Raw genomic sequence first — 21,586 nt, 5'->3', positions numbered from 1 at the left:
ACTACTGGCCTGTGCGTCCAGTCCCAAAACGCCTTCAGTTTAGTCATGAGAGATGGTCTTAAATTCTGTCGTCCCACTAAGCTCTGTTAGCTTGCCAGTGGAATCTCTTCGCCAGTATGCCCCTCCCGAATCTTTGAACTCCAAGTAGGCACCACCACCCTTGACAAAGGTGGTTGGCAATTGCCACGACTTTCCATCACGGCTTAGTAAAATATGTGGAACGTCCTTCTTCTGTTTTGGTTCGCTGGAGCCGAGAAGGAATACGCGGACATCGTAGATTGGCAACCGGCTGTCGTTCCGGATGCTTAGTTCCCGCTTGTAGGGTTGGTTGAGAACCGAAGAAACTATGATCGCCACTCCAGCGGCCTGGGCGGAATGCTGGTCACGCACTTGGCGAAGATACGTGTGAGCGCCTAGCCATAGAGCCCCAGCAGTTCCTACCGCTCCGAGGGCCTGACCGACAGCGCTTATCCAATCGGTAATACTGGGCATTGGATCTCCGTGCGGCCCCAGAGCCTTGAGGCAAATTAGTGCGGAAAGGGTGAGTAGAGCGACGCTGATAAGAGTTAGAACAAGTGTCGGGGCGTCCCGACGGAACCTCTTCACCAGGTTACGGAACTTTCGAAGGATGGCTGTCATCACTGTCGCCCGAGTGCCGTCACGGTAGAGGTCCAACCGCTGCCACTTTTGCTTTCTCTAGTTCTGCGGACGTGCTGCATAGGTATCTCGTTACCGTATAGAGCCTTATCCGTGTAGATGCCGTCGGTCTCATAGCCATCGAAACCGTACATCACGGACGCGGTGGACTTGAACACTGGCGTTGACCGTTGCATTTGCACTGCATCGTGGCAAGCCTCCTCAGCGTCCGTGAGTCTTTGTGCAGCAGCATCATCAATGGCCTTTTGGGCGTCAACGACTGCCTGTGCGCTGGCGGATACCCTTGCTACCACGCTGGCTTTGGCATCCGCTTCCTGACCCGCTCTGATCGCCTGGGAGCTGACAGCAGTGGCGATGATAGCCAGCAGGACCACGATTGTTGCACCGATGATGATGAGCAGTGTGTTATTGCCTGCAGGGGCGGGCTGTGGGATGGTCATCTGTCAAACCTTCGGTGCGTAACGGCGGGCGAGTAGGGCCGGCTGCGGTCCCCCAGCACTGCACCTCGGATGGAAGAATATCTAGAAGCCCGACGAGTAACAAACTGAGGTGAGAAAGGCCCGACAAAATAAGGCGGGCTTGGGTCGGGGCTATGTCTCTGTTGGCGCGTGTGTACGCGTTCAGGAGCAGTTGCTGCGTCTGTTCGATGCGCTTCCGCTTCGCAGCGCTGTCGTGTTTCCTGCGTCGCGCGGCGCCGGCAGCCTCTGCCCGAGCCAGACTGCGATTACGGCTACCCGCTCATCCGGTTGCACGCCTATTGATCCCGCTCTTGCCGGTCGAGGCGGCGATCCCTATGACTGGGAGCGTCTGTGCAGGAAGAAGTCATCCTCGATCTTCAGCACCAATGACACCATCAAGCGGAGAAGCTGTAGGTATGATGTCCGGTGAGCAGACTCGTCGCGGGGGTCGGCGTTGGTGCCGTGGAGGTACCTATTGCGCAAGTCATGGCCGTCGCTGAACTCACTCTTGTTTAGGAAGAAGTTGAAGTAGCTCGCTTCGGCCGAAGTGAGAAGCGTAGAACCGAACTCGAGCCATCCTCTCTCCACCAGGGATACCGCGGCCGATTCCTCGAACCCATAGTGACCGAAGGGGCCCGCTCCATACTTGTGGACGTCCTGCAGAACTCGGATCATCGGCAGGGAGCTGAAACAAATCACGCCATCGTCGAGCGACATGAGGCCTTCCGCAATAAGCCAGTCGACCGGCTCTACCTGATAGTGGATCAGATCCGTGTAACTGACCTCGTGAGTCAGGACCAGCTCCACGAACGTCCTCGCCCGAAGCTCCTTGTTGACGTAAGTGATCCTCGACTGGTCATTGAACAGAAGATGGAGCGCGGCGTCGCAGTCCCGGCTTTCGGCGCGAATCAGGTGCTTCTGGTCGACGAGGCTGGGGATGTTTCCCCAGGGGCGCGGGGCCGACGTCATCTGCAGGAGCTCGCGGTCAAGTTCGCCATCCTCGCAATAGAGTGTGAATTGCTTGGTGACGCTCTCCATCTCGGCGCAAATATGCCGACAGCGTTCGAGGTACGTGCTGCTCGCGGTGGAAGGCGCATACTCGAACCCTGCGGCATCGAACACCTCGGGGAGGTACTCGCGAAAGTACCAAGCGATCACATCTTCGACTTCGACGCCCTCTCGTTGAAGAAAGTCGTAGTAGGCCTCGGTGCCGAGAATGGTCAGGCAGTCGCGGTGAGCGAAAGCGCCTCCTCGAGGATAGGCGTCCTTTCCTGACACGCGCAGCCCCTCCAAGGTGCCGATCTGGCTCCTGAAGGAGGGGAAGGCTAGCAGCCCGCGTCCTTCCGAGTACCCCACCATGTCCCTGAAGTTCGCGAGGACGTGCAGCGACTCCATCGACGACTTCAGATGTAGGCCGCCGAACGTGCGCTGACGGAGGGTTCTGGTGTCCTTCCGTTCGACGCGGTCGAGGACGGGCTCCCGCTGCTCCAGATCGATTCCCACGGCGTACCCCGTGCTCATGGACGTGTGCGTCTTGTCCTCGAACAAGGCCCGAACGAGGCCGGCTTTACGACGCTGTGCCGCCAGGCGGATCTTGGGGGTGATCCCGTGCTCCAGCTTGTCCTGCGCGTTGGCGATGGCCTCGACGTAGTTGAGATGTGGCGATTCGCTGTCGATGTAGCTCTGCAGGATCTGTTGCGAGTCGGCGGTAGTCAGGCTTTTCGGCAGGGCGTATGCGTCGGAGGAGTTCTTGATCAGGTGGCTCTTCACCAGTAGCTCAGCGCACCGGGCGTCGGCAAGCAGCGCATCGCGCAGCCTTCGGTCATGGGCCTCCACGAACGGCTTGTCCTCGAGCATCGCCCACAGCGGAATACCCGCCCCGACGAGCGCGTCAAAGAGCGCTTGTCCTCCTACGTTCTTCGCTACCTTGTACCTACCGATGAGCAGCAACACGTCCAGCGTGTACTCTCGGTCTAGTCCGTTCAGGTGCTCGTCGATGCTTAAGCTGTCGAGCTTCGAAAAGAAGGCGGCGATCTGTCCGCGAAGCACACGGGATGCCGTTGCCAGCGTGTCACGCTCCTCCTGGGTCAGCGTCCTGGGCAGGACTCCGAGCCTCTCGAACTCGAGCGCGTTGTAGACCTCGAGAGCGTCGTTCATCGAAGCAATTGCCTGCTTGCCGGACTGCGCCCGGATCAGGGCCACGGCCTCATCGACCAGCACGGCGTTGGCCACGTCGTGCGGACCGTAGAACTTGAGCCTGTCGCGTTGTGCTGGATCTTTCATGCAATGAGGTTATCCACATAGTCCCACAAACGAGTGCTATATGACGGTCTCAGCTTCAGACTGCGCGTCGACCGGATCCGTGTGATTTCAAGGTACGGCGCGATACGTTGGGAGTTTGCGCCCTCTCAACAGGCGTTAGTCTGAAACCCCTGTTCATATCTGCTTGAGGTCCCTTGACGGCGCCGTCCCCGCCTTCGGCGCTGGCTCCGCCGCCGAGCTTGTCGCGCCACGAGGTCTCGTCCTCTCTGCGAACGCCCTCGCTCGGCGACACTTGGAGCCGTCTGCTCGTCGGGGTCGATGAACTTGACGCAGCCGCTCAAAAGAGGATCGCGAGCACGGCTACGGCACCGGTCAGGATTTTGTTTCGAGTCTTCATTTCGTTCCACCAGATCTTTACTTCAGTCGACAAATGGTCTGCCCAACAGCCCGGCGCGAAGATAGCCACGCTCAGCCGGCCGAAGACGCAGGTGCTCGCCATCCAGTTCTGGAAGATCCCAGGCCTTTGATCGCAGCGGTGCGGAGCAGCAGCATCGCCAGCATGGAGCCGTAGGAGATGAAGAACAACCGGAGATACGAGCTTCGTGCGACGACTGCTTAGATCGTGTCTACGATGTCGCGCAGCGCGCTCTTGCCCGCTCGATCTTCGCGTCGCCGCTGTTGCGTGGTCTGTTGGCAGACTGTTGCGGATGAGCTGGATCGAGTAGAACGGGAACAGCAGCACGATGCCTGTTCCCGCCAGGTCCGCCCAGCTGCGGCGGGCTACCACGTACGCCAGCCCAGCAGTGCCATCAGCCTGTCAATAGCAAAAACAATCGGCAGCGCCCACAGCACCGCGCTCACGAGTCGGATCCAGCGGGCCAGCCGGCGGTCATCGAGCCTGATCTGTGCCGACCACGAGCCCGTCCACACCGATGCGGTGGGCCTACCGCGGAGCGAGGCAGACAAGCACCAGGGCAGCGCCTGCCCGCTGCTCCTTGCGCGCCTCGCGTGCCTCTCCTCGCCGAGGTACGCGACCCTGAACTCTTCCGGAATGCCGACTGTGCAGTCTCGTCGCAGAGAAAGTAGCGATGTCGAGGGCGAGTCTGCTCCGTCGAGAAGTGGTTTGCGGCTGTGGTGAAAGTTATGATCGGTCCCGATGACAATTGTGATCCTCGATACGAATGCTCTACCGCACGGGCACTTCAACGAACGCGTTCTGAACAACCTGATCAAGGTCGCGAGCCACGGGGCGTCGATCGTTGTCCCCGAAGTGGTTGTGTGGGAGTGGGCAGAGCACGCGCTCCTGGCTCAGGAGTCGCTCGCGGAGATGTTGACGAGCCATCGCGTGGACGCCGCGGTCGTCACTCCTCTCCAGAAGCCTGAGATTCCCGCGATTGACGCGCTGATCGCCAGGATTGAGGCTCTGCTAATTGGCCGGGCTATTGTCTGGTCGCCTCCAGCAGAGACCTGGCGCGATGCCCTCAGGCAGCAAGTGCTCCAGATCGGCACCGGTGAGCGCAAGGCGGGCACCAAGACCGGGGCCGCCGACGCGGTGGTGCTCGCGTGCGTCCAGCACCATCTCGACAACGCCGGGGGCGCAGTCGTGCTGGTGACGAGCGACGGCGGCCTACGCGCTACGTGCAAGGAGCAGTGCGGAGACGCCCTGGTCGCGAACGGCGTGGGCCAGCTTCTGCCCCAGCTGAACAAGTTCGAGCCTGCCGAAGAGGACCTCGCTCTGCGCGCTGAGGAGCAGTTGCCAGTCTTCTTGAACGAAGAGATCGCCGACCAAGGCCAGGCCATGGCGTTCGACGACCTGGGCGTCGAGTTCCAGTCGGGCACCATGCGGCTCGCGATCGACACGTCTCCGCGCTTGTCGGCGGTCCTGCTCTCGAAGGTCGAAATTGCCGAGATCCACGACTTCAGGATTGCCCGCGACGATGGGAACCGCTACGGGCTCGCGGACCTGCGGATCTTCGGGGATATCTCGATCGTGGTCGTCGAGCAGCTCGAGATCGCGCCGGTTCAGTACGCTCCGGTGCCAGAGGTCGTACCCATTTCGATGGCGTACATCGACGTCACGGTTGCGATCAGGTGGAACCACAACTGGCAGCTCGAAGGGATCGAACCGACGGGTGTCGCGGTTGTAGTGGCCGCGGACGACGACGCGCTCGACGACGAGGACGCCTATGAGCTCGAGGCCCCGGAGTTCCAAGCGAAGGCGATGAGGTTCCCAGAGCAGAGCGAAAGGCGCGGCAACCAGTAGAGTAGCGGCCGATGGGTGGCCAAGCGGCTGTACGCTGGCGACGGGCTGCTCTACAACGACATCCATTCGACGCGGTCCCTCTGGACGCCTTTGTGTCCCGCGCAGCACTTGCCGACGGGGTGGTCTGCGGCTCGACGATCAGATTTATGACTCGTTGCTGCATGGCCAGGTCAAGCTCCTGCCAGCGCGCTTCCACGTCGTCGGCACCTGTCAACGCATCTACGGGCTGCTGGCCATCAGTGACTCGAGCCGGCGCTACGCCGCGTCGATCACGGGGCGAGCGGCGCTGCTGCTCGGATAGGAATTCGAGGTTCTTCTCCTTCGACGCCCGCGCACAGCGAAGGCCACGGAGGTCAGCAGCGAGTGGCTATACAACGGGCCACACCCCGCTCCGAGGGCGGCCCGAATAAGGTCCAGCCTGCGTATGGGCCACAGCTCGAGCGGGAGGTGACTGTTCGCCTTTACTCAGGTTTCTCCCTGGAACCCGGTTCAAGGGTGGTGGCTGCGTCGAGGGCGTCATCGACGACGATGAGGTAATTGTTGCGTCCTGTTGCCAGAAGGATGGAGTGCTCGCCGTTTTTGTTGTAGGCGAGGTCGACGGCGTCGTTGGCGTTGGTGATGTTGAGCCGCCGTAGGAGTCGGGCGATGTCGAGGGTGTCCTCATGCCCTTCCGCGGAGATTTTCATGGCGAGGAGTATTTCGGTATCCGCCGCCTGGATGGTGATCCCGTCGAGGCGTTCGAGTTCGACCCAGGTGGCGTTGTCCGGGAGGAAGGCTGCGGCGTTGGAGTTGAGCCAGTCGAGTGCGAGATTGTAGTCATCGGCCATGTCAGCGACGACGGCGTCGACGGCGGTTTTGTCGGCGTAGCTGGCAACGATGTCGGCGGTGGGTCGGTTGCCGATTCCCTGCAGGATCAGTGCCGCACCGCCAACGAGTTCATTTCCCCGTGGATGCCGCGGGCCTGCAGGCGGCGGCCGAGCTCCTCGAGGAGGGAGTGGATTTCCTTTGGTGGAGGTGAGTTCTCCAGAGCTCATGCGGTGGCCAGGGTGCGTTCGCGGATGAAGACGTTCATGGCGGCGAGTTCTTCGGGTGTTTCGGGCATGGTGAGTTGCTTCATGGGTTCGCGGATGTACCGGTAGGACTCGGCAGGCATCCACGCTTCGGTGAGTGGTTTTATGCGTTGGGTCCAGGACGGTGCTGGTTGGCCGAGTCGGTGTGCCGTGTAGTTGGTAATGCCGGCGAGGGCGGCGGCCCAGTGTGGGTCCTTCAGCCGGGGGCTGCGCTGGAGCAGCGGATGACAGGCATTGAGGGAGGCAGTGGCGTAGTCGGCGAGCATTTTGATCGCGAACTCGAAGTCCCGGTTGGCGAGCAACTCGGTGAACATTCGGGCATAGTCACGGCGGGCCGGGTCGTGGTCGCTGCCGCGGAGAATGGGGTCGATGGCTTCCAATGATAGGCCGAGGGCTGCCATGACGGCGAGGGTCTTGCCGAGTTCAGCACGTTCGTGGCTGGCTTCGAGATCTATGAGGAACTTTCGTGACACCCCTGCCTTGTCGGCAAGAGCCTGTTGGGAGAGCCCGTTTGCCTGGCGCCGGGGCGCGGAGGATCGCTGCGGCCGCGGTCGGTGAGTTGATGCTGGTTCTGTACGTCATTATCGTTCTCCCTTCCTGAGTGTTATGTCACCGAATGGTGACAATTGCTTTGTTGGTGGCCGGCGGGCCGTGCCCGGGCAGGCGGGTAATGCTGCCGCGAGGTCGAAGCGCCATGAATGTGTGAAAGGAGGAAACCTGATGAAACCTTCCTGGTCAGCTCTTATCAGTAGTTGCGGTAGCCGCGGTGTACTTGGCGTCCTGATCGTCGTACGTCGCGTTTTCGAGGCCATGGGCGGCAACCCGGCAACCACCGACAGGGGCAAAAAGGAAGTGTGGACAATGTCCACACTTTCCGCCTCGGACTGCCTCATACAGCTGTCGGACTACCCCGTATTCCGCATGTTTCCGCCACTTCCCAGTGTTCCCAAGGTTCGGAATCCCGTTCGAGTCCCACCTCGGGCACGGCATACCCCCTCGTCAGAGGGGGTTTTTGCTTTAACGTGTGTACATTCTGGGTGGTCAAGTCCCTCTGACACTGGCCGCGGGGTGTGCCTGGCGCCGCGGGTCGCCTGTTTGGTTGTGGGGGAGCGGGCTCAGGGTCGTGGCTGACCGGCCCTCCGCTTGCTCTGAGCTGGGTTATGGGTTCCTGTCTTTCGTCCGGTAGGTCGTGGTTGCCCTACACCTGTTCATAGGTAATGGCGGTGAGCGCAACATGACTTAGAGAACCCACGCCGAGACCGGCTTGGTTTCGGGTGGCTCCTGGGGGATGGAGACGAGGTTGGTGGCAGCTCTGCCAGTCCAAAGAGGGGGTGAACATTGTCCACACTTACGTCTTCTCAATTGAGTCTGTTCACGGCCATTGCCTGCCCTTTGTTCGACCTTCATCTACTTAACGCGTGTAAGGGTCCGAGCCGAGACGCCCGTTTGCAAGCGCACCATCTGTAGCACCGCGGCAACGTGAGAGTCCAGCCGCGACGGGCGCCCGGGTACTCAGGGGAGGTCTCTTCCATGTCGTCGACGCGTAACTATGACTAAGTGGGGAGTGTCCGGCGCGGATCGCGGTCCCTTTCAAAGTCGCCGAGCTTTTGGAGTTCGCGTTTATGGAACTCTTTACGGACTCCCGCGAAGGCCGCAAGCGTCAGTTACTCCGTCCCCAAAGCTCCTATTAGGCCGCTAGCGCTGCACCGTGTGACGTACCGCGCCGCGGGATTACATGACCGATCAGCCTTCGAGGGATTCGGCCCAGCTGCGCGAACCCGTCGAGCTCCCTCCGGCGCCGCAAAGAAGTTTGGCCAGTTAGCCACCTACTTATGTTCAAATTATGCTTAAGTGGTCTATGCTCGTAGCATCCCCCTCAAGGAAAGAGCAAAGATGCTTCTCGAGCGAGACCTCATTCAAGCCACCGGCTTCCGCAATGTCCGCGACGGTGATCGCGTGACCGGCTTCCAATTCAGGGTGCGCATGCCGTCGTACCGCGGTATGGCTGCGTCGCTCATCGACGGCATCGCAGTACGTGTCGGCGATGTAGTGGACGTCCCGGCTGAGATTCCTCTCTGGACGCTCAGTGGAAACACGTACACACTTCGGGAACTCTGGGCGAGCGATGGTGCTCGTTGGCAACTCGAAGAGGCTGCAACCGTCACAGTGCCGTTTGAAGGTGGGCTCCCCCAGGGAGTGCATGATGTCCACGTGGAACTGAAGCTGCGTATGTCCTATATACCGATCGAGCATCAGCCCACTGTGCACCGGGCATCGCGAAGAATCACTCTTGCCCCGGAGGGTGGCGACGGCGTGTTCCGCTACGGCGTCTCCCTCTACAGTTTCATGCACGACTACGGAACAGTCCTGGATTTGGAGACGGCCTTGGCAGCCGTGGCAGATACCGGAGCCACCGGGGTCGAAATCCTGGGTGAAGGCCACGTGCCAAACTATCCGGAACCAACCACCGTATGGATCGATCAGTGGTTCAGCCTGCTGGAAAAGTATTCGCTGGAGCCGACCAACTACGGCTCATGGATTGATACCCGGCTCCGACCTGGCCAGGCGATGACGGCTCAAGAGGGAGCGGTTGCACTGCAGCGGGACCTCACGCTGGCCAATCGGCTGGGTTTTGGGTTTGTGCGGCCAAAGATCGGAGTGGTGTCCAGTGACCTGATTCCGGATCCCATCTGGACCGAATCCGTGGAACGTTCTTTGGACCTCGCCCACGAACTCGGAGTGGTCATCTGTCCGGAGATCCACTCGCCGACTCCCATCAAGCATCCGGTAGTGGACGACTACATCGGCTTGATCGAACGCACCGGAACGAAGAACTTTGGCTTGCTGATAGACACGGGAATTTTCCAGGACCGGCCCATCCCTTTGCGCGAAGGCGAAACGCGGGAAACAAGGCCAGCTTTCCTCGATGGCATTGGCGTTGACCCGGCTGACTTCGTAGATGTGGCTCAGTACGTGGTCTTCGTTCAGGCCAAGTTCCACGACATCAACGAAAATCTCGAAGACCAGCAGATTCCTTGGCGTCCTGTGCTTCAGGCGCTGAAAGACGCCGGCTACAACGGCTACCTGTCCAGCGAGTACGAAGGCGAACGGACGCCATGGCGTTCCATCGAACAAGTTCGCCGTCAGCACTCGCTCATCCGCACCATCGCCTCCGAGCTCGCCTGAGTATCCTCACAGTTAGAGAAGAACAATGCCCAATGGACTAATTCACGAAGACAGCCTGCGCGCTCACCCTGAGGGCCTCGCCGTGTCGCTCACGCTTCCCTGGTACAGGAGCCTCTGGCTCTCATCCTTATCCACGCTGAAACTCACAGTCGATGGAGAGGAGGTTCCGAGCGAAGAACTGTCCCTCAGCCTCGGCGGTGCGAGCTATGCCCTGGCCGACCTTCCCCAACAATTCGAAACATTGTGGTTCCTGCAGGAGCACCCGCTGCTGATCGCCAAGCGACCGGAGCCCGTTCAAGTAGGGGAGCGGCACACCATCCAGGTCTTCGGTGAGCTTCGACTTCCCTACATGCAGATAGCGCCAGGTCAGGATGGCGGCCCCGGCATGTACGTACCGAACTTCGTCAACCAAAACCTCGAACTGACGGTCGTGGACGCGGACGCACCGGCACCGAAAACCACGACGGCGGACACGCCCCCACCGCCGAAAGCGGACGAAGACCCGTTCTCACTGGGGCTGACTCTTTACTCAGCCAGTGCAGAATTCCGGGCCGGGTGGTACGACTTCGATGGCTTGCTGAACAGGGTGGCTGAGCTTGGCATCGGTCCGGGCATCGAGATTGTCGCTTCCCAGGTACTGCCGACATATCCGGAAGTTACTGCTGATTTCGCTGCGTCCTGGCAGCAAGCGTTCGACAAACATGGCTTCGACGCGAGTTCCTTCGGAGCAAACCTGGACATGGGGCGGCGCCGGGACCGCGACATGACTCCGGACGAAGAGTACGAATTCACCGAGAGGCTCTTTCAAGGCGCCAGTAAACTGGGCTTCCCCTTGGTGCGGATCCAGAGTGCCAAGCCGGAGCTGCTACGCCGGTTGCTGCCTCTCGCTGAGAAGCTTGAGCTCAAACTCGCGTACGAGATCCATGCTCCGCTCGGGCCCAACTCCCCGGAGATCATGAAGGTCCGGGATGTCTATGCCGAGCTGGACTCGCCGCTGCTGGGGTTCGTTGCCGATTTCTCGTCCACCATGCACAGCATGTCTCCGACGCTGCTGCGGGCCGTTTCCCGGGCTGGCTTGGACGGGGAAGCGCTGGAACGCCTGCAGGCTATTTGGGCCACCGACGCCACCATGCGGGAACGCCAGCAAGAGTTTATCGGTTACCTGCGGGGGCGGGACTTTGACCCTGCCCGGCTGGGCTCTTTCGCCCACTTGGCATTCAACATGCACGGCCACGTCAAGCCGACCGAGTGGGCGGACATCATGCCGCAGATCATGCACGTCCACGCCAAGTTCTATGACATCGATGAGCAAGGCAACGAGCCCGCCATCGACTACCCGGAGCTCGTCAGGGTCTTCGTGAAAGGTGGATACCGGGGCTACTGGTCCAGTGAATGGGAGGGGCACGCCTTCGCTGAATTGGGCGAAGTCGACCCGCTCCTGCTGGTCCGCAAGCAGCACGACCTGATCCGTCGCAGCATGCGTGCTGCCGTGGCACCAGTCTGATATATACCGCATCACGTAATGCCCGGCCGGATTCTCCGGCTGGGCCTTACGTGTTGGCGGCAGTTCCGGCGGCCACAATGGCAGCGGCCTCTTCGAAGAGTCCGCGCATCCAGATGTGCTCGGAGTCTGCGTTGTGAACAGGGTGCCACCACAAGGCGTTGACCAGCGGAGTAGCCGGGAAAGGCAACGGAAGGATACGGACGCCACCCAGGCGCCGGGCAATGGGAGCCAGGGCTGCCTGAATGAGCCCAATCCTGTTGGTGCCGGCGATGAAGTGGGGGAGTGCCTGGAAGCTTTCCACAACTACTTCCACCCGCGGTTCAATGCCCAGTTGCTGGATCTGGCGTTCGGCGGAGGTGAATGCTGACCGGGATTGGTAGGTCATGACCCATGGCAGGGCGGCGATGTTGTCCATCGAGACCTCGTCCCCGACGGACTCATTGGTTTCCGAAACCACCGCCAGCCAGTCATCGCGCCACAGGTCGACAAAGGGAAGGCCGGTCAGGATCCCGTGCGGAATCACCATGCCATCTGCAGCCCGTAGCCGATTGGCCGCGTCTTCGACCACCACAGGGTTGTGCAGCATAAAACGGAATCGGACTCCGGGGGCCCGCTCGGCTGCGAGCTCTGAGACGATGCGGCCAACAGTGGTGAAGCCGTAGTCGGATCCGTAGATGGAAAATTCGCGCGCCGATTCGTTGGGCTCCCAGCTGGCCTGGCTCTCGAATACCCGGCGCGCGGCGTCCAGGGCAAGCGTGGTGTGCTCGGCGAGCCTGAGGGCAAATGGCGTGAGCTCATACGTGTTCCCGCGCCGGGCCAGAATTGGATCGCCGAAGTGGCTCCTGAGTCGGGCCAAGGACGCGCTCAGTGCCGGTTGACTCAAATGAAGGCGTTCGGCGGCCCGCGTTACGCTGCGTTCGGTGATAAGGGCGTCCAAGGACGTCAGCAGGTTGAGGTCGAGCCTGGAAAGCAGTGCGTGGTCCGTCACCCGGGATCCTTTGAGTCTGGGCCTTATGGGAAAGAAGGCGTAGCAGGACCAGTGTATCCATGCCCTTGATGACTCTCCGGTAGCTCATCGGAGGGGCAAATACGGGGTCCGCGACCGGCCGCGAGGCAGAACAGTGGGACTTATGTGCGGCATTCAAAATACTTATGTGTCTTTCTGGCAAATGCCATGCATACTGATGAGTGACCGGGGTCACGGTACTCCGACAGACAAAGAAGTCAGAAAGGCTGAAAATGACACAGCACCGCTTCCGGGGACTTAAGCTCGGCGTCCTCGTTGTCCCAACCGCTGCTGCACTGGCACTAACAGGCTGCTCGAGCTCCACTCCCGCGGCCAGCAACGGCGGCTCCAAGGAATTCTCGCTGACGTTCTCCACGTCCAACACCATCGAGAGCCCCTTCCAAAAGCTAGGCGAGCAGTACATGGCCGCTCACCCGGACGTGAAGATCACGTTCAACGCGCAGCCCAACGACTCATACGACCAGACTGTTCGCACCCAGCTGCAGGCTGGCAATGCCTCAGATGTGATCGTGACCTCGCCAGGCTCGGGCACCGGCCGGAGTATCCTTCCGCTGGTCGAGGCGAACTTCCTCGAGCCGCTGGACGAGTCCGCGAAGAAACTGGTTCCCGTAGGGAGCGAGGCACTGTTCGGCAAGGATGGGAAAGTCTACGGACAGGCGCCGGAGATCACCGTTGTGGGCATCGTGGCCAACGAAACTGCCGCCAAGGCGGCCGGTCTCTCCGATTTTCCTACCGACTTCGCAGCTTTGGAGAAGCAGTGCTCCACCTTGAGCTCATCCGGTAAGTCGTTCTTTGCCCTTGCCGGCTCGGCCGCCCCGAATACTGGCCTCATGGCCATGTCCTTGGCGGCGTCCCGCGTCTACGCCGAGGACCCGAAATGGAACGAAAAGCGCGTCAACAAGGAAACGACCTTCGCTGATACCCAGGGCTGGAAGGACTCCCTTGAGGCCGTCAAGACGCTCAACGATGCAGGATGCTTCCAAAAGGGAGCTGCGGGCGCCGGCTTCGATGCCATCACCAAGGGGCTTGCCAGCGGGTCTTCCATTGCCGGCTTCGTCCCGGGTCCCACCTGGAAGCAAATTAAGACGGCGGCCGCGGATGCAGATTTCGCAGTCCGCGCCCTGCCTGCTGAAGGTTCGGGCAAGAGCTACGTCTACGCCAGCGCCAACTACTCCTTCTCCATCAATGCCGCGTCCAAAAACAAGGAAGCTGCCAAGGCATTCCTGGATTGGGCAGCCGAACCTGAGCAGACCAAGACCTTTGCTGAGGCCGACGGCGCCCTCCCTGTGAGCGGCCTCGAGAGCTATGACTACGGTTCGGGCGCCTACAAGAACGTCGGGGACCTCATCAAGGATGGAAAGTACGGTCCGCTGCCCAACAGCCAATGGCCAAACTCCGCTGTCTACGACGCACTTGCCACTGGTGTCCAAGGACTCCTGACCGGACAGAAGTCCGTTGACCAGGTCCTGCAGGCCATGGATTCGGCCTGGGGCTAAGAGCAGATTCAGACCAACGACGTTCCGACGACTCAAAGGGACAAGCAAGGATTACCATGACTGCGACGATGCAATCGAAAACCGAAGCAGCAAATGCGCCCCGGCGAGGCAGGCGGAACCCGGGGGCGGCCCGCAAGGTCCGCTCCCGGGGTGGCTCCCTGCAGTTCGGACACTGGTGGTGGGCCCTTCCCGGCATAGCCCTCGTCATCGCCATCCACTACGTGGCCACTGGCATCGGCGGCTACTTCGCCTTCACCAACTGGACCGGAATCGGGTCCTTCAAGGTAGTGGGCCTGGCCAACTTTGAGGCCATCTTTAAAGACCCCACCAAGCTTGGGGCCTTGATGAATACCCTGTTCCTGGCCTTCTCCTCAGTGTTCCTTGGCAATGTAGCCGGCTTGGTCATCGCCCTGGGATTGAACCGAGTGGTGAAGACCCGGTACCTCCTCCGCACCCTGTTCTTCATGCCCGTAGTCCTCAGCCCTCTGGCGACGGCCTACATCTGGAAGTACATCTTCGACTTCGACGGTCCCATCAACGTCTTCCTCAAGTCCGTCGGCCTGGAAGATCTCGCCAAACCGTGGCTCGCCGATCCACAGTGGGCCATCTGGACAGTATTGGTAGTCCTGGTATGGGGCAGCACCGGCTTCGCGATGGTCATATTCATGGCCGGTCTGGCCAGCGTCCCCGTGGAAATCGAAGAAGCCGCCGCCATCGACGGCGCCAACCTGTGGCAACGGTTCTGGAACGTCACGCTCCCGGCGATCCGCCCCGCGGTAGCAATCGCAACAACACTCGGCATCGTCCAAGGACTCAGGGTCTTCGACCCCATTATGGCACTCACCGGCGGCGGTCCAGCGGGCGCCACCGAAACCCTGGCCACGCAGGTCTACAAGCAGGCTTTTGCCCTGGGTAACTTCGGTGGCGGTGCCGCCCTGGCCCTGGTGCTTGCACTCATCATCTTGTTCTTCGCCGTAATCCAGCAGCGGCTGACGCGATCGAACCCGGAGGACTAACAATGTTCCGTTACACGAAACTGACTCTTCTCCGCGAAATCGGGCTGTGGGTGTTGGCCCTCCTTTTCCTGGCACCCTTCTACTTCCTGGTGACCACCGCCCTGAAGTCAGACAGTGAGATCTACACCACCTCGCCTCTCGCGCCGCCGTCAAGCCCGGATTTCAGCAACTTCACGGCCGTACTGACTGCTACAGGCAACTCCAACGTGATGCTGGGGCTGATGAACAGCCTGATCATCACGGCGGGCAGCATCCTGGGCCTGATCGCCCTTGGCTCCATCACCGGCTACGTGATCTCCCGTTCAACTAAGCGCTGGAGCAAGGGCGTTTACTACCTGTTCCTGATAGCGATCATTCTGCCGGGGCAGCTCGGGGCGGTTCCGCTGTACATGGGCGCCCGCTCCTTGGGCCTCACGGGTTCAGCCTGGGGTCTGATCGTTCTATACACAGGCATGTTGCTGCCGCTTTCGATCTTCCTTTACGCCAACTTCTTCCGCGGTCTCGGTACCGACTACGAGGAAGCGGCAACCATCGACGGTGCCAGCAAGACGCAGGTTTTCTCCAAGGTGGTCTTCCCCATGATGGCGCCCGCCACCGGAACTGTGACGATCTTTGCGGGCCTGATCGTGTGGAACGACTTCTTTACCTCGCTGATCTTCCTGGGCGGATCCAGCAACCAGACCCTGCCGGTGGCCATGTACTACTTCATCGGCTCCCTTGTTTCCCAGTGGAACTCCATCTTTGCGATCGTGATCGTGTCCATGATCCCGATCCTGGCCCTGTTCCTCTTCGCACAGAAGCGCTTCATCCAAGGCTTCTCCGGCGGCCTGAAAGGCTGAGCGAGACCGAAAGCCGGCTTCAGGCCGTCCCGGCAGATGCAGCCCACGACCACCCCATGTTTTAGAGCAACCCCCTAAATTTCAGGAGACAGCCATGTTCCAACTTGCGCCGAATATCGACCTTCTATTCTCCGAAGCTGGCGAAAGTGCCGCCGACCGGGTGCGGGCAGCAGCAGCTGCCGGCTTTGACGCCGTCGAAATGTGGGGACCCACGGGTAAAGACATCCTCGCCTTGAAGGCAGCCCTGGATGAAACGGGCGTGCAACTCACTGCCCAACTCGCGGAGCCGCGGATGCAGTTCATGATTCCGCCGAAGAACCATGCACCTTTCTACGAAGGTCTGGATGCCGGTGTCGCAGTAGCCCAGCAACTCGGATGCCCGCGCATCGTGGTGGGAAGCGGGACCGGGTTCGGCGGACGCAAACGCCAGGACCAGCTGGACGAACTCATCGAAATCTTCACCAAGGGTGTCAGTCACATCCAGGGGTCAGGCATCACGCTGGTTCTGGAACCGGTCAACGTTCGCGTGGACCACCCGGGCGCCCTGCTGGATCGGACGTCCGAGGCCGTCTACATCGCCCGCGGCGTCAACTCACCGTCCTTCGGCGTCCTCTACGACCTTTACCACTCCACGGTCGAGGGCGAAGATATCGCCAAGGAACTCGCCAATGCCGGCGACCTCATCAAGTACGTTCAGATCGCCGATGCGCCGGGCCGCGGTGAGCCGGGCTCCGGTTCCATTGACTGGGCTGCCCGTCTCAACGACCTTCAGTCCAGCGGCTACACGGGTCCGATCGGCCTTGAGTACTACCCAACCATTGACTCTGCCAAGTCGGTGCGGCGCATCCAGGAACTGGTGGCTTCACGGTGACTCAGCGCTCTTACCCCGCGGCGGTGGACGTCGCCATCGTGGGCAGTGGCCCCACAGCCTCGGCCTACGCGCGGATCCTCAGCGAAGAGGCCCCCGGTGCAACCATCGCCATGTTCGAAGTGGGGCCCACGGTCAGCAACCCGCCGGGTGCCCACGTCAAGAACATTGCAGATGAGCAGCGGCGAACGTTGGCGCAGCGTGCCTCTGAGGGTCCGGGGGCGGGTGCTGCAACGGTCAACTCGCCGGGCGCCGTCAAAAGCGGCAAACGCAGGGCACGTCCCGGAACCTACCTGCTCACCGAAGGCTATGCGTTTGCGGGGGAGGACGGCCTGCCGGTAGCAGCCATGTCCAGCAACGTGGGAGGAATGGGTGCCCACTGGACGGCTGCGTGCCCCCGCCCCGCCGGCAAGGAACTTATTGGATTCCTGCCGGACCTCGACGCTTTGCTGGACGATGCCGAACGCCTCTTGGGCGTCACGACGCACGCTTTTGATGATGCGCCCTTCTCGGACATTGTCCTCAGCAAGTTAGCCGCGGCAGTGGACGATGGGCGCGAGTCCGCCCGCCGTGTCCAACCCATGCCTCTGGCTGTCCACCGCGAGCCGGACGGCCGTCTCATGTGGTCCGGAGCAGACGTCGTCATGGGCGAAGCTACCCGAAACAACCCACGCTTTGACTTGTTCGACGAATCGCTGGTCACCAAGGTGATGCTCGACGGCGGCAGGGCAGTGGGTGTGCAGGTACAGGACCGCCGGACTGGCAGCAGCCATCACGTTGCCGCCCGCTTTGTCGTCGTGGCGGCCGACGCACTGCGGACCCCGCAACTGCTGTGGGCTTCCGGCGTTCAACCGGACGCCCTTGGCCGCTACCTCAATGACCAACCGCAGATAGTCTTTGCCAGCCGGCTGGAAGGCGTCACTGTTGCCGAGACGGCTGAGTCGAACGGTCACGGCGGGCTGACCCGGCAAAGTGGTGTTGCCTGGGTTCCGTATTCCGACGACGTTCCGTTCCATGGCCAGATCATGCAGCTGGACGCCTCACCGGTTCCCCTGGCAGACGACGATCCAGTGGTTCCCGGCTCCATCGTGGGACTGGGCCTGTTTTGTGCCAAGGACCTCCAGCGCGATGACCGTGTGGTATTCGACGACGACGAGCGCGACGCGTACGGAATGCCGGCCATACGCATCCACTACCGCCTGACGGACCGCGATCATGAGGTCATTGAACAGGCAAAGAGCGAGATCGTCCGGCTCGGCAATGCCGTAGGCCTTCCCCTGGACGACCGGCCGTTTGTCCTGCCGCCGGGTTCGTCCCTGCACTACCAGGGCTCTACCCGAATGGGTGCATCCGACGATGGCGAGAGTGTGTGCTCGCCGGACAGCGAAATCTGGGGAGTCGAGGGCCTCTTTGTGGCCGGCAATGGGGTCATCCCCACGGCGACGGCGTGTAATCCAACCCTGACGGCGGTCGCTTTGGCTGTTCGTGGAGCACGCAGAATCGCCCGGAATTTAGCTGCCACTTTACTTATGTCAGAATCAGACAATAGAATGACTAAATAAGGAAAAAGTCGCTGAGGGGCACTGCTGCTCCCAGTGAGACAAGGAGATTTCCGATGATTGCCGACCGCATGATCGAGCAGGGAACGCTCACAACCGAGGCGGGCCGAACCGCCGTCGAAGTCCGTATCCCGTGGTATCGGGCCCTTCCGGGTTCGTGCATTGCCGGGGCCGCGCTCACCATCGATGGTGTTGCTGCTCCTGAGGAATCACTTCGCTGGACCATGAACAACCGCACGTTCAGCTTCGCTGAACTCGTCGAAGAAACGAACGAATGGTGGTTCCCTCTGGATTCAGCCGTCCTGTCCGGCGAGCTGCCGATCACCGACACGGACGCCGAGCATGAAGTCCGCGTGGATCTCAAGCTCTACATCCCCTACATCATCACCGACCACGGCGTGTTGCACATCGAAGAGAACAACACCAAGACCATGAAGGTAGGACAGCGATGACCGGCCTCGGCACGCCCATCCAGGGCGTTACCCTCTACAGCTTCACAAGGGCTTTCCATAGCCGCCAATACGACCTGGACAGCCTGATCCGCAAGGTTGCCTCCGAAGGCTACGGACCCGGGCTCGAGATCATCGGCTTCTCCAGCCTGCGAGGCTTTCCGGACCGGGTGGAGGACTCTTTCGTGGGTCACTTCCGCGACCTCGTAGCCGAAGTCGACCTGGTTCCCACCTCGCTTGCCATCAACGTTGACACCGGCATCCGCAGGGACCGCCTGATGAACCACGACGAACTCGTGGAATACATGCGCAAGCAGATCGAGGTCGCATCCAGGCTCGGTTTCCCGATCGCGCGAGTACAGATCTCCCTGACGCCCGATGCCATGGAAAGTTTGCTCCCCGTGGCGGAACAGTACGGCGTAACCCTCGCGCTGGAGGTCCACGCGGACCAGCACGGTGCCCACGAGCGCATCCTCGCCCTGCGCGACCGGTACGAAAAGCTCAACTCGCCGCTGCTCGGTTTCACCGCAGACTGGGGAGCCACAGTCAGCGGTTTCGCTCCATCGCTGCTCGAGGCGTACCGCCGCCGCGGCGCCTCGGAAGAGCTCCTCCATGACGTCGTGGAACTGTGGAACGGCTTCTACGCTGAGGGCCCGCCCATCACGCAGAAAGTCCACGGCGAGCGCTTCGGCGCCTTCATCGGATTGGCCGCCCGCAATGGACGTCCGGACCTCGGAATCGACTTCGCCATCAACGGAACCGGGCTCTTTGGCCCTGCGCCGATTGATACCTGGCTGGAGATCATGCCCCACGTCCGCCATGTCCACGGCAAGTTCTTCGGTATCGACGAGAACGGTGAGGAACCATCCGTTCCGGTGCGTGACCTGGTCCGCCAACTCGTGGAGAACGGCTACTCCGGTGCGATCTCCAGCGAGTACGAGGGCTGGCACTGGAACAACTGGGAGGATCCCTTCGACATCATCCGGGGCGAACAGGCCGTCCAGCGCTCAGCTGCGACCAACGCCGGCTCCAGGATGATCACCGATCCCGCTGAAGCCCGCAGCATCCTCAACAGCCACCTCACCCAGCCGGTCCTCGGCTGATACGAACGGATAAGAACATGTCTACAGGCATCGCAGGCTCGGGTATCGAGCTTGGAATCACCCTTTACTCCCTGACCTCCGAATTCGCCGCGGGCCACTACACGCCCGAGACACTCATCAAGGCCGTCGCTGATGAAGGCCTGGGCCCCGGCGTCGAATTCAACATCGCACAGATGTTGCGCACCTACCCGGACGTCGACGCTGAGTTCGTCAAGCTGTGGCGCGACAGCATGGACCGATACGGGCTGACCCCCAGCGCGGTGGGCACCAATCTGGACATGGGCCGCCGCAAGGATCGGGACATGACCCCGGACGAAGAGTTCGACTTCTTTGCGCGCCAGCTGAAGACGGCAAACACCTTGGGCTTCAACAAGATCGTCATTCGATCCGCTGGCAAGGAGCTGCTGCGCCGCCTCCTGCCGCTCGCGGAGAAGTACGACCAGAAGCTCGGCTACGAAATCCACGCCCCGCAGGGACCGAACGACCCCAAGATCCTCCAGATACGGGAAATGTATGAAGAGCTGGGAAGCGAGCGGCTGGGCTTCACGGCAGACTTCAGCTCCACGATGCACAGCCTTTCGCCTACCCTGTACAGGACCCTGACCGAGATGGGGCTGCCGCAGGAACACTTCGCGGTGATGCAGGAGATCTGGAAGAAGCCCCTTCCCATGCAGGAACGCAACCAGGAGTTCGAGGACTACCTGCGTTCCAAAAATTTCGATCCGGCGAACCTGGGGCCCTTCACCCGCCTGGCGTTCAACATGCACGGGCTGGTGGCACCCGAGGAGTGGCTGGACATCATGCCGCAGATGTTCCATGTTCACGCCAAGTTCTACGACATCGACGAGCACGGCAACGAGCCCGCCATGGACATCCCGCGCATTGTCCGCCAGTTCGTCAAGGGCGGCTACACAGGCTTCCTTTCGAGCGAGTGGGAAGGCCACGCCTTTGCCGACCTCGGCGAATCGGACCCGATCGACCTCGTCAAGAAGCAGCATGCACTCATGCGCCGCGCCATCGAAGACGCCGTAGTGCCGGCCTAGGGAGATATCCATGCCAGCAACCGATACGGACCTCAGCGCGGTGATCCAGCAGCTCCAAACCGAACTGAAGGAAGCCCAACGTTTGGCTCGCCGCGCGAACGACCGCGGCGACATAGAGAACCTGTTCAACCGCTACATGTACCTGCACAACGCTTTCCAGGACGAGCAGATCATCCCTCTGTGGGTGAAGCCGGGAACTCCCGGCGTCCGGGCCCGTTACACGAACGCGGGGCAGTACACGGACTACGACAGCGTTATCCGTTACCACCAGGGCCGTCCGAACCCGGAGGGCAAGCTGATCCTGCACTACACCACAACCCCGGTCATCGAAGTTGCGGCCGACGGCGAAACCGCCAAGGGCGTTTGGATCATGACCGGCAATGAATCGGGCCTGACGGACCCGGACGTTGCTAAGGAAAGCCCGGACTATATGTACTCTCCGGGCGAAGTCCTGGGAAAGAAAGTCTGGGCACACTGGGTGTGGTGCAAATACGCCGTGGACTTCCTCCGCCAAGACGGTGAGTGGAAGATCTGGAAGTTCCGCTGCTACGAGCTCCTGCGGGCACCATTCGAAGAGAACTGGATCAGCTTCGCCGAAAAGAATCAGCACGCTTTCGCGCTGGACCTCATGTACTTCGGGGACGATGGCAAGCCCGTCTTCATGCCGCCCGCGGACGAACCCGTGCCCAGCGAATACCACCCGTACAACCCGACGGCCCGGCAGACACTGGAGCCGCAGCCGCCGGTACCGCATCAAACCTTCGTCGAGACCTTTGAGTAAGGATC

Annotated in this window: 17 protein-coding genes and 1 pseudogene; 12 read left to right on the top strand and 6 right to left on the bottom strand. The window is 61.1% G+C overall.

The features are described from left to right. Positions 1–39: 39 nt before the first annotated feature. The 3 genes from J3A64_RS08585 to J3A64_RS08575 all read right to left on the bottom strand — a co-directional run bounded on the left by J3A64_RS08585 (position 40) and on the right by J3A64_RS08575 (position 3,398). Complete coding sequence (locus J3A64_RS08585) at positions 40–390, bottom strand: hypothetical protein (protein WP_210064074.1); 351 nt, start codon at positions 388–390, stop codon at positions 40–42. 248 nt (positions 391–638) lie between these two features. Next, positions 639–1,097: a hypothetical protein gene (locus J3A64_RS08580; RefSeq protein WP_210064073.1), complete on the bottom strand. Its 459-nt coding sequence runs from the start codon at positions 1,095–1,097 to the stop codon at positions 639–641. A 351-nt stretch (positions 1,098–1,448) separates the two neighbouring features. Then, entirely contained in the window at positions 1,449–3,398 is a 1,950-nt protein-coding gene (locus J3A64_RS08575) for a hypothetical protein (protein WP_210064072.1), read from the bottom strand. Between the two features lie 1,135 nt (positions 3,399–4,533). Here J3A64_RS08575 and J3A64_RS08570 point away from each other — a divergent pair. Continuing rightward, the gene (locus tag J3A64_RS08570) at positions 4,534–5,640 is read left to right on the top strand and encodes a hypothetical protein (RefSeq protein ID WP_210064071.1); all 1,107 of its coding nucleotides are present in this window, start codon (positions 4,534–4,536) and stop codon (positions 5,638–5,640) included. Between the two features lie 461 nt (positions 5,641–6,101). Here J3A64_RS08570 and J3A64_RS08565 read toward each other — a convergent pair whose 3' ends face one another. Together J3A64_RS08565 and J3A64_RS08560 are read right to left on the bottom strand one after the other, a co-directional pair. Next, on the bottom strand, positions 6,102–6,674 hold the full coding sequence (locus tag J3A64_RS08565) for a hypothetical protein (RefSeq protein ID WP_210064070.1): 573 nt from the start codon (positions 6,672–6,674) through the stop codon (positions 6,102–6,104). Then, positions 6,671–7,222, bottom strand: a pseudogene (locus J3A64_RS08560) (hypothetical protein); the annotation flags it as partial. The gene J3A64_RS08565 and the pseudogene J3A64_RS08560, both read right to left, overlap by 4 nt. A 1,381-nt stretch (positions 7,223–8,603) precedes the next feature. On the opposite strand from J3A64_RS08560, the gene J3A64_RS08555 reads away from it, so the two are divergent. Both J3A64_RS08555 and J3A64_RS08550 read left to right on the top strand, forming a co-directional pair. After that, on the top strand, positions 8,604–9,896 hold the full coding sequence (locus tag J3A64_RS08555; protein ID WP_014921457.1) for a DUF6379 domain-containing protein: 1,293 nt from the start codon (positions 8,604–8,606) through the stop codon (positions 9,894–9,896). Between the two features lie 25 nt (positions 9,897–9,921). Then, a complete protein-coding gene (locus J3A64_RS08550) occupies positions 9,922–11,400 on the top strand; it encodes a DUF6379 domain-containing protein (RefSeq protein ID WP_210064069.1) in 1,479 nt (492 codons plus the stop codon). Between the two features lie 46 nt (positions 11,401–11,446). Here J3A64_RS08550 and J3A64_RS08545 read toward each other — a convergent pair whose 3' ends face one another. Next, positions 11,447–12,388 (bottom strand): LysR family transcriptional regulator, encoded by a 942-nt coding sequence (locus tag J3A64_RS08545; RefSeq protein ID WP_014921459.1) that lies wholly within the window; start codon positions 12,386–12,388, stop codon positions 11,447–11,449. Positions 12,389–12,639: 251 nt separating this feature from the next. Here J3A64_RS08545 and J3A64_RS08540 point away from each other — a divergent pair, with 251 nt between their 5' ends. The 9 genes from J3A64_RS08540 (at position 12,640) to J3A64_RS08500 (ending at position 21,581) form a co-directional block, all read left to right on the top strand. Next, entirely contained in the window at positions 12,640–13,923 is a 1,284-nt protein-coding gene (locus J3A64_RS08540; protein WP_014921460.1) for an ABC transporter substrate-binding protein, read from the top strand. Positions 13,924–13,979: 56 nt separating this feature from the next. Then, the gene (locus J3A64_RS08535; protein ID WP_043470050.1) at positions 13,980–14,939 is read left to right on the top strand and encodes a carbohydrate ABC transporter permease; all 960 of its coding nucleotides are present in this window, start codon (positions 13,980–13,982) and stop codon (positions 14,937–14,939) included. Positions 14,940–14,941: 2 nt separating this feature from the next. Then, positions 14,942–15,778: a carbohydrate ABC transporter permease gene (locus J3A64_RS08530; protein ID WP_014921462.1), complete on the top strand. Its 837-nt coding sequence runs from the start codon at positions 14,942–14,944 to the stop codon at positions 15,776–15,778. A 94-nt stretch (positions 15,779–15,872) separates the two neighbouring features. Then, a complete protein-coding gene (locus J3A64_RS08525) occupies positions 15,873–16,649 on the top strand; it encodes a TIM barrel protein (protein WP_210064068.1) in 777 nt (258 codons plus the stop codon). Next, positions 16,646–18,208, top strand: coding sequence for a GMC oxidoreductase (locus J3A64_RS08520; RefSeq protein WP_210064067.1), 1,563 nt, complete (start codon positions 16,646–16,648; stop codon positions 18,206–18,208). The genes J3A64_RS08525 and J3A64_RS08520 overlap by 4 nt, the downstream gene beginning before the upstream one ends. A 53-nt stretch (positions 18,209–18,261) precedes the next feature. Beyond that, positions 18,262–18,657 (top strand): DUF6379 domain-containing protein, encoded by a 396-nt coding sequence (locus J3A64_RS08515; protein ID WP_014921465.1) that lies wholly within the window; start codon positions 18,262–18,264, stop codon positions 18,655–18,657. Next, the gene (locus J3A64_RS08510) at positions 18,654–19,757 is read left to right on the top strand and encodes a sugar phosphate isomerase/epimerase (protein WP_014921466.1); all 1,104 of its coding nucleotides are present in this window, start codon (positions 18,654–18,656) and stop codon (positions 19,755–19,757) included. The genes J3A64_RS08515 and J3A64_RS08510 overlap by 4 nt, the downstream gene beginning before the upstream one ends. Before the next feature lie 17 nt (positions 19,758–19,774). After that, positions 19,775–20,800: a sugar phosphate isomerase/epimerase gene (locus J3A64_RS08505; protein ID WP_014921467.1), complete on the top strand. Its 1,026-nt coding sequence runs from the start codon at positions 19,775–19,777 to the stop codon at positions 20,798–20,800. 10 nt (positions 20,801–20,810) lie between these two features. Next, positions 20,811–21,581, top strand: coding sequence for a nuclear transport factor 2 family protein (locus J3A64_RS08500; protein ID WP_014921468.1), 771 nt, complete (start codon positions 20,811–20,813; stop codon positions 21,579–21,581). Positions 21,582–21,586 lie beyond the last annotated feature (5 nt).

Origin of the sequence: Pseudarthrobacter sp. PvP004, assembly GCF_017876035.1 — a bacterium.
GTDB classification, from domain to species: Bacteria; Actinomycetota; Actinomycetes; order Actinomycetales; family Micrococcaceae; genus Arthrobacter; species Arthrobacter aurescens_A.
Note: the sequence above shows the minus strand (reverse complement) of the source record. Positions and strands in the feature narration are given on the sequence as shown.

Bases quoted from the DNA above. Each gene is read 5' to 3' on its own strand.
- J3A64_RS08535 (WP_043470050.1), top strand. From the start codon at position 13,980: ATGACTGCGACGATGCAATCGAAAACCGAAGCAGCAAATGCGCCCCGG.
- J3A64_RS08575 (WP_210064072.1), bottom strand. From the start codon at position 3,398: ATGAAAGATCCAGCACAACGCGACAGGCTCAAGTTCTACGGTCCGCAC.
- J3A64_RS08580 (WP_210064073.1), bottom strand. From the start codon at position 1,097: ATGACCATCCCACAGCCCGCCCCTGCAGGCAATAACACACTGCTCATC.
- J3A64_RS08570 (WP_210064071.1), top strand. From the start codon at position 4,534: ATGACAATTGTGATCCTCGATACGAATGCTCTACCGCACGGGCACTTC.
- J3A64_RS08525 (WP_210064068.1), top strand. From the start codon at position 15,873: ATGTTCCAACTTGCGCCGAATATCGACCTTCTATTCTCCGAAGCTGGC.
- J3A64_RS08530 (WP_014921462.1), top strand. From the start codon at position 14,942: ATGTTCCGTTACACGAAACTGACTCTTCTCCGCGAAATCGGGCTGTGG.
- J3A64_RS08565 (WP_210064070.1), bottom strand. From the start codon at position 6,674: ATGAGCTCTGGAGAACTCACCTCCACCAAAGGAAATCCACTCCCTCCT.
- J3A64_RS08500 (WP_014921468.1), top strand. From the start codon at position 20,811: ATGCCAGCAACCGATACGGACCTCAGCGCGGTGATCCAGCAGCTCCAA.
- J3A64_RS08555 (WP_014921457.1), top strand. From the start codon at position 8,604: ATGCTTCTCGAGCGAGACCTCATTCAAGCCACCGGCTTCCGCAATGTC.
- J3A64_RS08510 (WP_014921466.1), top strand. From the start codon at position 18,654: ATGACCGGCCTCGGCACGCCCATCCAGGGCGTTACCCTCTACAGCTTC.
- J3A64_RS08550 (WP_210064069.1), top strand. From the start codon at position 9,922: ATGCCCAATGGACTAATTCACGAAGACAGCCTGCGCGCTCACCCTGAG.
- J3A64_RS08515 (WP_014921465.1), top strand. From the start codon at position 18,262: ATGATTGCCGACCGCATGATCGAGCAGGGAACGCTCACAACCGAGGCG.
- J3A64_RS08540 (WP_014921460.1), top strand. From the start codon at position 12,640: ATGACACAGCACCGCTTCCGGGGACTTAAGCTCGGCGTCCTCGTTGTC.
- J3A64_RS08505 (WP_014921467.1), top strand. From the start codon at position 19,775: ATGTCTACAGGCATCGCAGGCTCGGGTATCGAGCTTGGAATCACCCTT.